At 70.0% G+C, this 12,499-nt stretch carries 7 protein-coding genes; 2 read left to right on the forward strand and 5 right to left on the reverse strand.

Annotated elements, in window-relative coordinates; genetic code table 11:
• Positions 1–3: 3 nt before the first annotated feature.
• The 4 genes from AC07AG_RS15075 to AC07AG_RS15090 form a co-directional block, all read right to left on the reverse strand.
• Entirely contained in the window at positions 4–1,419 is a 1,416-nt protein-coding gene (locus AC07AG_RS15075) for a maltokinase N-terminal cap-like domain-containing protein (RefSeq protein ID WP_478755282.1), read from the reverse strand.
• Positions 1,420–1,538: 119 nt separating this feature from the next.
• On the reverse strand, positions 1,539–3,257 hold the full coding sequence (treS, locus tag AC07AG_RS15080) for a maltose alpha-D-glucosyltransferase (RefSeq protein ID WP_478755284.1): 1,719 nt from the start codon (positions 3,255–3,257) through the stop codon (positions 1,539–1,541).
• Positions 3,254–5,398 (reverse strand): alpha-1,4-glucan--maltose-1-phosphate maltosyltransferase, encoded by a 2,145-nt coding sequence (locus AC07AG_RS15085; protein WP_478755286.1) that lies wholly within the window; start codon positions 5,396–5,398, stop codon positions 3,254–3,256. The genes treS and AC07AG_RS15085 overlap by 4 nt, the downstream gene beginning before the upstream one ends.
• A gap of 312 nt (positions 5,399–5,710) precedes the next feature.
• On the reverse strand, positions 5,711–6,925 hold the full coding sequence (locus AC07AG_RS15090; protein WP_478755288.1) for a S8 family peptidase: 1,215 nt from the start codon (positions 6,923–6,925) through the stop codon (positions 5,711–5,713).
• Positions 6,926–7,220: 295 nt separating this feature from the next.
• Between AC07AG_RS15090 and AC07AG_RS15095 the strand changes: the two genes are divergently transcribed.
• Positions 7,221–7,667 carry a nuclear transport factor 2 family protein gene (locus AC07AG_RS15095; RefSeq protein WP_478755290.1) on the forward strand — a complete coding sequence of 149 codons (447 nt, stop codon included), beginning with the start codon at positions 7,221–7,223 and terminating at the stop codon, positions 7,665–7,667.
• Positions 7,668–7,886: 219 nt separating this feature from the next.
• Positions 7,887–10,520, forward strand: a complete 2,634-nt coding sequence (glgP, locus tag AC07AG_RS15100) for an alpha-glucan family phosphorylase (protein ID WP_478755292.1) — start codon at positions 7,887–7,889, stop codon at positions 10,518–10,520.
• A 79-nt stretch (positions 10,521–10,599) separates the two neighbouring features.
• On the opposite strand, the gene AC07AG_RS15105 is transcribed toward glgP, so the two are convergent.
• Entirely contained in the window at positions 10,600–12,234 is a 1,635-nt protein-coding gene (locus AC07AG_RS15105; RefSeq protein ID WP_478755294.1) for a M4 family metallopeptidase, read from the reverse strand.
• Between the last annotated feature and the right edge of the window lie 265 nt (positions 12,235–12,499).

Raw genomic sequence — 12,499 nt, forward strand, 5'->3', positions numbered from 1 at the left:
AGGTCAGTGGGGTTCGGTGGCGGGGCCGTTCGTGGCGAGGCGCTTGATCGCGGCGAGGGGCACGGGGAGCCAGTCGGGGCGGTGGCGGGCCTCGTAGAGGACTTCGTAGACCGCCTTGTCCGTTTCGTAGGCGCGCAGCAGCACCGGGTCCATACGGGGATCGCGGCCGGCGACCTCCGCGTACCCCGTGCAGTACGCGGCCCGGCAGTCGCCCGCCCAGTCGGTCGCCCACGGCTCGCGCGAGCGCGCCGCGTAGTCGAAGGACCGGAGCATGCCCGCCACGTCGCGCACCGGCGGCTGCGGCATCCTGCGCTCGGACAGCGCGCGCGAGGGCTCGCCCTCGAAGTCGATGAGCGACCACTCCCCGGCGGGCGAGCGCAGGCACTGCCCCAGGTGCAGGTCCCCGTGGATGCGCTGGGCCGTCCACTGGGCCTCGCCCCGGCCCAGGTCGGCGAGGGCCTCGAAGGTCGTGTGCAGGGCGGCGGCGTACGGCTGCAGGGCGGGCACCGCCTTGGCCGCCGCGTCCAGGCGGTCCGCCATGCCCCCGGCGACCAGCTCCATCTGGGCGCGGCCCAGGGTGACGGTGGGCAGCGCGCGGGCGAGCGCCAGGTGCACGTCGGCGGTCGCGCGGCCGAGCGCCCGCGCCTCGCCGCTGAAGTCCCGGCCGGCGGTGAGCTCCCGCAGGGCCAGCTCCCAGCCGTCCGCCGTGCCCTTCAGATAGGGCTGGAGCACCCCGAGGACGTTCAGATCGTCCGCGACGTCCGCAAGCAGCCAGGCGGCGGGCGCGGGCACCTGCGCGCAGCCCTCGCGGGCCAGCATCAGGGGCAGCTCCAGGTCGGGATTGACCCCGGGGACGATGCGGCGGAACAGCTTCAGGATGAACGTGTCGCCGTACACGAGCGAGGAGTTGGACTGCTCGGCGGCAAGCACACGCGGCGCGAGGTCGTCGCCGATGTCCTTGCGCGGGTCGCGCTCGAAGCGGAGCTTTCCGACCCGCGCCTGCATCCGCAGCGCCTCCAGGAGGAACCCGGACATGCGGGCGTCGTGCATCGCCTCATAGACCGTGAACCCGGCGAGGGGCCCGCGCGTCACATGGCCGATCAGCGCGGGCGCGAGCCGTGGCGGCAGCTCGCGCCGTACGCCCAGGAGGAGTTGGTAGCAGTCGGCGGGAGGAGCGGGCGCGCCGCCCGGGGTCTGCGCGGGCACCTGCGGCTGCCGCACCCGTACGAGCAGGTGAAGAAGGCCCAACTCGGAGGTCGGCGGCAGCAGTTCGGTCGCCGTGACCAGGGCGAAGTCGGTGATGGGATGGCCCTTGCCCGCGAACCAGCGCTGCCGTGGCAGCCACGCGCGCAGCAGCGGATCGAGCGAGGCGAGCAGCGCGTCCGTGGTGATGCCCGGGCGGGTGACGGCTTCCGACATGGCGTCGCGTCCTTTCCGCGGTGCGGACAAGGGAGGAGTGCGGGAGTGCCGGTTGTGCGGGAGAGTGCCCAGGGCGGGGCGGTGGAAACCGCCCCGCACAGGAGTAGCAGGGGTGGAGCCTACGCCGCGTCCCCGCGCAGCCGGAACCAGTAGAAGCCATGTCCCGCCAGAGTCAGCAGATAGGGCAGCTCGCCGATGGCCGGGAAGCGCACGCCACCGATCAGCTCCACCGGGTGGCGGCCGTTGAAGGTCTGCAGATCCAGTTCGGTGGGCTGCGCGAACCGCGAGAAGTTGTGCACGCACAGCACGAGGTCGTCCCCTCCTTCCTCCGATGGAGGGGCCTCGCGCAGGAACGCGATCACCGCCGGGTTCGACGACGGCAGTTCCGTGTACGAGCCGATCCCGAACGCCGGGTTCTGCTTGCGGATCTCGATCATCCGGCGCGTCCAGTGCAGGAGCGAGGACGGCGACGACATGGACGCCTCGACGTTCGTGACCTGGTACCCGTAGACCGGATCCATGATCGTGGGGAGGTAGAGCCGTCCCGGGTCGCAGGAGGAGAAGCCCGCGTTGCGGTCGGGCGTCCACTGCATCGGCGTACGCACCGCGTCGCGGTCACCGAGCCAGATGTTGTCGCCCATGCCGATCTCGTCGCCGTAGTACAGGATCGGCGATCCGGGCAGCGAGAGGAGCAGGGCCGTGAACAGCTCGATCTGGTTGCGGTCGTTGTCCAGGAGCGTGGCAAGGCGCCGCCGGATGCCGATGTTGGCGCGCATCCGCGGGTCTTTGGCGTATTCCGCGTACATGTAGTCGCGCTCTTCGTCCGTGACCATTTCGAGGGTGAGCTCGTCGTGGTTGCGCAGGAAGATGCCCCACTGGCAGCCCGAGGGGATGGCCGGGGTCTTGGCGAGGATCTCGGAGACCGGATAGCGGGACTCGCGGCGCACGGCCATGAAGATGCGCGGCATGACGGGGAAGTGGAACGCCATGTGGCATTCGTCGCCGCCGTCCTTGAAGTCGCCGAAGTAGTCGACGACGTCCTCGGGCCACTGGTTGGCCTCGGCGAGCAGCACCGTGTCCGGGTAGTGGGCGTCGATCTCGGCCCGTACGCGCTTGAGCAGGCCGTGCGAGCGGGGGAGGTTCTCGCAGTTGGTGCCCTCCTCGGCGAAGAGGTAGGGCACGGCGTCCAGGCGGAAGCCGTCGATGCCCAGGTCGAGCCAGAAGCGCAGGGCCGAGATGATCTCCTCCTGGACGGCCGGGTTCTCGTAGTTGAGATCCGGCTGGTGGGAGAAGAAGCGGTGCCAGAAGTACTGCTTGCGCACCGGGTCGAAGGTCCAGTTCGACGCCTCGGTGTCGACGAAGATGATGCGGGCGTCCTGGTACTGCTTGTCGTCGTCCGCCCAGACGTAGTAGTCGCCGTAGGGCCCTTCGGGGTCGCTGCGGGACTCCTTGAACCACGGGTGCTGATCGCTGGTGTGGTTCATCACGAAGTCGATGATCACGCGCATGCCGCGCTGGTGCGCGGAGTCCACGAACTCCACGAAGTCGGCGAGGTCGCCGAACTCGGGCAGGACCGCGGTGTAGTCCGATACGTCGTAACCGCCGTCCCGCAGAGGTGACTTGAAGAACGGCGGCAGCCACAGGCAGTCCACGCCAAGCCACTGCAGATAGTCCAGCTTGGAGGTGATGCCCTTGAGGTCGCCGATGCCGTCGCCGTTGCTGTCCTGGAAGGACCGCACCAGGACTTCGTAGAACACGGCGCGCTTGAACCACTCGGGGTCGCGGTCCTTGGCGGGCGTGTCCTCGAAGGTGTCCTGGACGGGCTCGTTGATGATCATGGTGTGGGTGACCCTCCGATCAACGGTGAGGACGGTCGCAGGACCCTGAAGACGTGCGCGGGCGTGCGGCCCGGTTCGAGGCGCACATAGTTGGCCCTGCCCCAGTGGTAGGTGACGCCGGTGAGCTCGTCGCGCACCGGCACGGTCTCGTGCCAGTGGAGGCCGAGTGTCGGCATGTCCAACGAGACCGTGGCCTCCTGGGTGTGGTGGGCGTCGAGGTTCACGACCACCAGAACCGTGTTCGATCCGTCCGTGTCGTCGGCCGTCTTCGAGTACGCGATCACAGCTTCCTGGTCCGTGGGGTGGAAGTGCAGGTCACGCAGTTGCCGCAGGGCGGGGTTGGCGCGCCGCACGCGGTTCAGCGTGGTGATGAGGGGCGCGAGGGTGGAGCCGGTGCGCTCTGCCGACTTCCAGTCACGCGGGCGCAGTTGATACTTCTCCGAGTTCAGATACTCCTCGCTGTCGGCCCGCGCCGGGGCGTTCTCGCACAGCTCGTATCCGCTGTAGACGCCCCACGTCGGCGCGAGGGTTGAGGCGAGCACGGCGCGGACCTCGAAGGCGGGTCGTCCGCCGTTCTGGAGGTAGGCGTGCAGGATGTCGGGGGTGTTGACGAAGAAGTTCGGCCGGAGGTAGTGCGCGGTCTCGGTGGCCAACTCACTGAGATAGTCCGTTAGTTCGCCCTTCTCGTTCCGCCAGGTGAAGTACGTGTAGGACTGCTGGAAGCCGATCGCGGCCAGCGTGCGCATCATCGCCGGGCGCGTGAACGCCTCCGCCAGGAAGATGACGTCCGGGTCGGTCCTGTTGATGTCGCCGAGCACTTCCTCCCAGAAGGCGACGGGCTTGGTGTGCGGATTGTCGACGCGGAAGATACGCACGCCGTGGGCCATCCAGAACCGCAGCAGGCGTAGGGTCTCGGCGATCAGGCCCGGCATGTCGCGGTCGAAGGCCAGGGGGTAGATGTCCTGGTACTTCTTCGGCGGGTTCTCCGCGTACGCGATGGTGCCGTCGGCGCGGTGCGCGAACCACTCGGGATGCTTGTCCACCCAGGGGTGGTCGGGGGAGCACTGGAGCGCGAAGTCGAGGGCGACTTCGAGGTCGAGGGCGGCGGCGCGGCGCACGAAGGCGTCGAAGTCCTCCAATGTGCCGAGGTCCGGGTGGACCGCGTCGTGGCCGCCCTCGGGGGAGCCGATCGCCCAGGGCACGCCGACGTCGTGCGGCCCGGGGGAGAGGGAGTTGTTGGCACCCTTGCGGAAGGTGGTCCCGATGGGGTGGATCGGCGGCAGATAGACGACGTCGAAGCCCATCGCGGCGATGGCCGGGAGCCGCTCGGCGGCGGTGCGGAAGGTGCCCGACCGCGGTGGCTCGCCCTCGCGGACGACGGCGCCCTCCGAGCGCGGGAAGAATTCGTACCAGGACCCGAAGAGGGCGCGCGGACGCTCCACGAGCAGCGGCAACCGGTCCGACTCCGTGACGAGTTCGCGCAGCGGATGCTCGGCGATGACCGCGTCCACCTCCGGGGTGAGGGCTGCGGCAAGGCGGGCCGCGACGGGGCGGTCCGTGTCGCGCAGGGACTCGGCGGCGCTGCGCAGGGTGGCGCGGCGGCCCTTGCTCACGGGGGCGTCGGCCGCGGCGCGCTCGTGCAGGCGGGCGCCTTCCTCCAGGACGAGCTCGGTGTCGATGCCCGCCGGGATCTTGATGTGCGCGTGGTGCCGCCACTGGGTGAGGGGATCGCCCCACGCCTCGACGGAGTAGGTCCAGTTCCCCTCCGCGTCCGGGGTGACGTCCGCGCCCCACCGGTCGGTGCCGGGGGCGAGTTCGCGCATCGGCGTCCACGGTCCCGGGCGTCCTTCCGGGTCCCGCAGGACGACATTGGCGGCGACCGCCTCGTGCCCTTCGCGGAAGACGGTGGCGGTGACCTGGAAGGTCTCACCCACCACGGCCTTGGCGGGCCTGCGTCCGCCGTGGACGAGGGGCGCGATGTCGAGGACGGGTATGCGGCCGGTGAGGGTGCCCGGCCGGGCGGGTCGAGGGGGTGGATCCTGCGGGTCCTGGGGCTGCGGGTCCTGCTGTGCTGCCGGGGATGTGGGCGCCCTTGTGGGGGCCTTTCCCGAGGGCGTCGCCGACGGGCGAGTTGAGGGCATGACCGCTCCTGTCCGCGTTACATGAGTGGGGCGGATACGGGGGTGTGGAGGGGTTCTGCGACTGCGTGCCGCGCTGTACTGGCGGTTCTGAGCCGTGACTGACCGTACTGAGCCATGTGCGTACGGGGGAGCCTTCCCACCAACTTTGGGTGGGCAATCCGGCGCTTTGTTAACTACTGGTGCGTAAGGCTCAAACAAGGCTGTCGCCCTATCGAGGGTGCTTCGGGTCGGCGCCGGAGGCAAGGCCAAAGCTCGGGCACGCAGAACGGGCCCCGCCGTGTGCGGCGGGGCCCGTTCGTGATGCGCGGTGCCTCAAGGGTTGTTGACCTGCAGCAACTTGTTCGGTGAGCCGAGACCGGCGCCCGTCACCTTGCCCGGCACGGCCCGATCGGTCAGCGCCTTGCTCACCGCGGCCGGTGTGGCCGATGGGTGGTCGGCGAGGTAGAGCGCCGCCACGCCCGCCACGTGCGGCGAGGCCATCGACGTACCCGAGATGGTGTCCGTGGCGGTGTCGTCCGTGTTCCAGGCGGAGGTGATGCCGACGCCCGGCGCGAACAGATCAAGGCTGCCGCCCCAGTTGGAGAAACTGGCCTTGGCGTCCTTGTCGTCGGTCGCGCCGACCGTGACCGCTTCCTTCACGCGGGCCGGTGAGAACAGGAAGGCGGGCAGCCCGTCGTTCCCCGCGGCGACCGTGTAAGTGACCCCGGAAGCAATCGAGTTGCGCACGGCCGCGTCCAGCTGGGCGTTGGCCGTGCCGCCGAGGCTCAGGTTGGCGACGGCGGGCTTCTTGGCGTTCTTCGTCACCCAGTCGATGCCGGCGATGACCTGGGCGGTCGTCCCCGAACCCGCGTCGTCGAGCACCCGCACACCCACGACGTCGGCCTTCTTGGCGACGCCGTGGCTCTCGCCCGCGACCGTCGCGGAGACGTGCGTGCCGTGTCCGTTGCCGTCCTGCGCGGTGGCGTCGTCGTCGATGAAGTCCCAGCCGCTGCCGGCACGGCCGCCGAAATCCTTGTGCGTGGTGCGGACGCCGGTGTCGATGACGTACGCGGTCACGCCCTGCCCGGCGGATTCGGGATAGGTGTAGGACTGGTCGAGCGGCAGACCCTTCTGGTCGATCCGGTCGAGCCCCCAGGAGGGCGGGTTCTTCTGGGTGTGGTCCAGGGACACGATGCTGTCCTGGACCACGGTGGCGACCCTGGAGTCGCCCGCGAGCTTCTTGGCCTCGGCCGAACCCGCCTTCACCGCATAGCCGTTGAGCGCGGTGCTGTAGGTGTGACTGATGTCCGCCCCGTACTCGGCGGCTATGTCCTTGCCCGTGTCCGACGGGGCCGAGGTCCCGCCCTTGAGCGTGACGATGTAACTCCCGCTGATGGAACCGGGCTCACCGGCGCCGAGTATCTCCCCGAGCGGGGGATCGGCGGGAGCGGCGTGTGCGGGCAGCGTGATGGCCGAAAGTACCGCTGCCGTGGTGGCGGCGGTGATGGCTCCCGCCCACCGCAAACGCTTCGTTCGCGTAAGAGTCATACGCTGGTTTCCCTCCCCAACTTGACGTGCCCACCGCAGAGTTGGCCGGTCAGTGCCGGATCCCCTGTATCTGCACGGGCGTCACTTGGCAGCCTCTCGTGCGGTGTGAGGGCCTACAAGACCACAGGGCAGGGGGGAATCGGCCATATCGCCCGTGGGGGTGCTGTGAGGGTTGCGCCGATTTTCGGACGGGTTCAGGATGCCTCCGTCAGGTGCGGGGCCACGGGGTGACCGTCGGTACGTCGACGTCCGATCACCGCCAGCCGACCAGCGCCGCAGCCGTCACGCTGACGGCATGACGACCCAGCACGAACCACTCGCGCCCGACTCCCTGACCGTCCTCACCGGCATGTACGAGGCGGAGTCCCGCTACCTGGCGGCCGGCGGTCCCGGCAACGCCACGTTCGACCTGCTCGCCCCCTACTTCGCCCCCGATGTCGTGATGCACCAGGCCGAGGCCCTCCCGTACGGCGGCACCTGGCACGGCCACGACGGCATGACCCGCTTCTTCCTCGCCATGAGCGAGACGTGGGAGTCCTTCGAGATCGGCGAACAGGAATTCCTGGCCACGGGCGAGACGGCGGTCGTGCACACCCAGGTCCGTGCGAGGGCCCGCGCCACGGGGCGCGAACTCGCCTTCCCCGTGCTGCAGACGATCACCGTGCGGGGCGGGCGGATCGCACAGGTGCGGCCGTTCTACTGGGACACGGCGGCGATCGTGGCGGCGACGACGCGGCCCTGAGGCGGCCCTGAGGCGGCACGGGGCGCGGCCCGACGCGAAGCGGGCCACCGCCGCACCGGCGAGGATGGCCGGGACGGCGAGTGTGCTCCCTGTGCGCCGTGGTGACAGGGGCGGCGCACCGCTAACGTCGATGCGACACGTCGATGCGCACGTCGTTACGCGAGGTACGAACGCCCCCGTCATACGCCCCGTCGGACACCCTGACAGAGGTGCACCGTGATGAAGGCCATCCGTCGATTCACCGTACGACCCGCCCTTCCCGAACCTCTCACCCCGCTCTCGGAGCTCGCGCGCAATCTGCGCTGGTCCTGGCACACCGGAACCCGTGAGCTGTTCCAGGCCGTCGACCCCGAGCGGTGGGCCGCCTCGGACTGCGACCCCATGCGGCTGCTCGGCAGTGTGCCGTCCGCGCGGCTCGCGCAGCTGGCCGGGGACGGGGCCTTTCTGCGGCGCCTCGCCGAGGCCTCGGACGGTCTTCGGGAGTACGTCACCGGGGACCGCTGGTATCAGGACCAGTCCGCCGAGAGCGGCGGTGAACTGCCGCGCGCCATCGCCTACTTCTCGCCCGAGTTCGGCATCACCGCCGCCCTTCCGCAGTACTCGGGCGGGCTCGGCATCCTCGCGGGCGACCATCTCAAGGCGGCGAGCGACCTCGGGCTTCCGCTCATCGGGGTCGGGCTGCTCTACCGGCACGGCTACTTCCACCAGTCGCTGTCGCGCGACGGCTGGCAGCAGGAGACATACCCGGTGCTCGACCCGAACGAGCTGCCCCTGTCCCTCCTGCGCGAGGAGGACGGCACCCCGAGCCTGGTGGCGATCGCGCTGCCCGGCGGGCGACAGCTGCGCGCGCACGTCTGGCAGGCCGGCGTGGGGCGCGTACCGCTCCTCATGCTCGACTCGGACGTCGAGGAGAACGACGTAGGGGCCCGCGAGGTGACCGACCGGCTCTACGGCGGCGGCAGCGAGCACCGGCTGCTCCAGGAGATGCTGCTCGGCATCGGCGGGGTGCGCGCCATCAGGACGTACTGCCGGCTCAGCGGGCACGCCGAGCCCGAGGTCTTCCACACGAACGAAGGCCACGCGGGCTTCCTGGGGCTTGAGCGGATCCATGAACTTGCCGCGCGGGGCGTGGAGTTCGACGCCTCGCTGGAGGCGGTGCGGGCCGGGACCGTCTTCACCACCCACACCCCCGTGCCCGCCGGGATCGACCGCTTCGACCGCGAGCTGGTCGCCCGGCACTTCGGCCCGCACGCCGAACTGCCCCGCATCGACGTCGAACGTATACTGCGGCTCGGCATGGAGACGTATCCCGGCGGTGAGCCCAACCTCTTCAACATGGCGGTGATGGGCCTGCGGCTCGGGCGCTGCGCGAACGGCGTCTCGACCCTGCACGGCAAGGTGAGCCGCGAGATGTTCGCGGGCCTGTGGCCGGGATTCGACGCCGATGAGATCCCGATCTCCTCCGTCACGAACGGCGTGCACGCCCCGACCTGGGTCGCCCCCGAGGTGTTCCGGCTCGGCGCCCGGCAGATCGGCGCCCAGCGGACGGAGGAGGCGCTGTCGGTGGGCGGCTCGGAGCGGTGGGACGCGGTCGCCGAGATCCAGGACGTGGACATCTGGGAGCTGCGGCGGGAGCTGCGCGGGCAGCTGGTGACGGAGGTCAGGCGGCGTCTGCACGCCTCGTGGCGCGGGCGGGGCGCGGCGAGCGCGGAGCTCGGCTGGATCGACGACGTGCTGGACCCCGACGTCCTGACCATCGGCTTCGCACGTCGCGTCCCGTCCTACAAACGCCTGACGCTGATGCTGCGCGACAGGGACCGCCTGATGGAGCTCCTGACGCACGAGGAGCGGCCGATCCAGATCGTCGTGGCCGGAAAGGCGCATCCGGCGGACGACGGCGGCAAACGCCTCATCCAGGAGCTGGTGCGCTTCACGGACGATCCGCGGGTGCGCCACCGGATCGTGTTCCTGCCGGACTACGGCATGGCGATGGCGCAGAAGCTGTATCCGGGGTGCGACGTCTGGCTGAACAACCCCCTCCGTCCACTGGAGGCCTGTGGGACGAGTGGAATGAAGGCCGCGTTGAACGGCTGCCTCAACCTGTCGGTCCTCGACGGCTGGTGGGACGAGTGGTTCGAGCCCGACTTCGGCTGGGCGATCCCCACGGCGGACGGGGCGGCGACGGACGACGACCGGCGGGATGAGCTGGAGGCCGCGGCGCTGTACGACCTGCTGGAGCGCCGGATCGCCCCCCGCTTCTACGAGCAGGGTCCGGCGGGCCTGCCCGACCGGTGGATCGAGATGGTGCGACGGACGCTGACCCGGCTGGGGCCGAAGGTGCTCGCGGGGCGGATGGTGCGTGACTACGTGGAGCAGCTGTACGTTCCGGCCGCGCGGGCGCATCGCACACTGGGCGGCGTGGACGCGGCGGGGGAGCTGGCTGTCTGGAAGGAACGGATCCGTGCGGCCTGGCCACAGGTGGCCGTCGACCATGTCGAGGCGTCGGCGACGGGGGCCACGGCGGAGCTCGGCGCCACGCTTGCGCTGCGGGTCCGCGTGCATCTCGGGGAACTGACGCCGGACGACGTGGAGGTCCAGACGATCGCGGGCCGGGTCGACCCCGAGGACTTCATCGCCGACGCGAGTCCGGTGCCGCTGAAACTGGTGGGCGGCCCTGACGCGGAGGGCCGCCGCCTCTACGAGGGCCCCCTGGCCCTCGACCGCACGGGGCCGTTCGGCTACACGGTGCGGATCCTGCCTTCGCACCGGCTGCTGGCGAGCGGGGCGGAGCTGGGGTTGGTGGCCGTGCCCTCCGAGGGGACGGGGGAGGCCGCGGGGGTGTTGCTGCGGTAGGGGCGGCCGGACACGACGACAGGCGGCACCCGGGGAAAGTGAGACCCCGGGTGCCGCCTGGTCGTGAAGGGGAGCTGAGTTACTTGACGTTCACGCCGGCCCAGGCCGCGTCCACGCCCTTGTACTCCGCGGAGTCCGCGCCGTACAGGTCCTTCGCGGCGCTCAGCGTGCCCTCGCGGGCCGCCTTGTAGTCCGTCGTCGTCGTGAAGTACGACGTCAGCGCCTTGAACCAGATCTTCTCGGCCTTGTCGCGTCCGATGCCCTCGACCTTGGAGCCGTCCGCGGTCGGGGAGTCGTACTTGACGCCGTTGATCTCCTTCGCGCCGCTGCCCTCGGACAGCAGGTAGAAGAAGTGGTTGGCGATGCCGGAGGAGTAGTGGACGTCTACGTTGCCCGCGTCCTCGCTCCAGTTGTCCAGGGACGAGCCGTCCTTGGAGGGCTTGTCCATGTAGCGCAGCGGCGATCCGTCGCCGTTGATGTCGATCTTCTCGCCGACCATGTAGTCGCCGATGTCCTCGGGGTTCTTGGCGTTGAACTCGACCGCCGCCGCGAAGATGTCGGAGGTGGCCTCGTTCAGGCCGCCGGACTCACCGCTGTACTCCATGTTGCCGGTCGCCGACGTGACGCCGTGCGTCATCTCGTGCGCGGCCACGTCCATCGACGTGAGGGGCTTCTTGTCGCCCTCGCCGTCGCCGTACGTCATGCAGAAGCAGCTGTCGTCCCAGAACGCGTTGACGTACGCGTTGCCGTAGTGGACGCGCGAGGTGGCGCCCTTGCCGTCGCCCTTGATGCCCTCGCGGCCGTGCACGGCCTTGTAGTAGTCCCACGTCAACTGGGCGCCGTAGGCGGCGTCGACGGCGGCGGTCTGGGCGTCGTCCGGCTTTCCGGTGCCCCACGTGTCGTCGTCGTCCGTGACGAGCTTGCCCTCGCCGCTCTGGCCGTGGGCCAGGTCGTACGTCGAGTGACCGCCGCGCGAGTCGTCGGTCAGGTCGAAGCCGTTGGTGCCCTTCTTGGAGCCGACCTCGACGTCGCCGCTGTACTGGCTGTGGCCCGCGCCGTTCTCGATGGCCTGGTACTGGAAGAGCTTCTTGCCCGTGGCCGCGTCGGTGATGACGTGCAGCTTGCTGGGCGTGCCGTCCTTCTGGACGCCGGTGACGACGGTCTCGTGGGCGAGGACCGGCTTGCCGGACGCGGCCCAGACGACCTTGCGCGGAGTCCGCGCGTCGGCCTTCTTGGTGTCGCCGGACTTCGAGGCGGTCGACTCGGCGGACTTCGCGGCCGACTTGGCCCCGACCTTCGCGGAGGTGGAGGCGACCTTGATGGTGGCCTTGGCCGCCTTGGTCACGCTCTTGACCGAGCCGCTCTTGGCGGTGTGCACGACGAGGTCGCCGCCGAGGACGGGCAGGCCGTCGTAGGTGCGCTCGTAGCGGGTGTGCGTGGTGCCGTCACGGTCCTTGACGACGTCGCGTACGACGAGCTTCTCCTTGGCGCCGAGGCCGATCTTCTCGGCGGTGGCGGCCTTCTCCGTGTTCGCGTCCTGCAGCAGGTCCGCACGGGCCGTCGAGGAGAGCGCGATCGGCGAGCCCGAGGGCGCGGCGGCCCGGTCGGGCTGGGCGGATGCGCCGGTGGTCAGACCGCCCGCGAGCAGGGCACCTGCGGCAACAGCGGTGGCGATGGCCAGCGTCGAGCGCTTCCGGGATATGTGGGGGGTCACGCATGCTCCTTCTGTGGGGGGCTCGGACGGCATGGGGACTGTCCGGGCTGAAAGATGCGGTGCGGGTGTGCTGGTGTGACTGATCGAGGGAAGAGTGTCAGTTGGGCCAGGTTCATGTCAGGTCCCTGACCGCAGGTTGGCCAGAAATCGTCCGTTGAGCGATGGTCCATGTACGCAATGCGAACGGGGAGTTACGCGGCCGGCGGCACACATGGGTGCGCCGCCCCGGGGATTCGATCCACCCGGAGCGGCGCAGTCTGCATGT

The organism is Streptomyces sp. NPDC044044, from assembly GCF_056434405.1.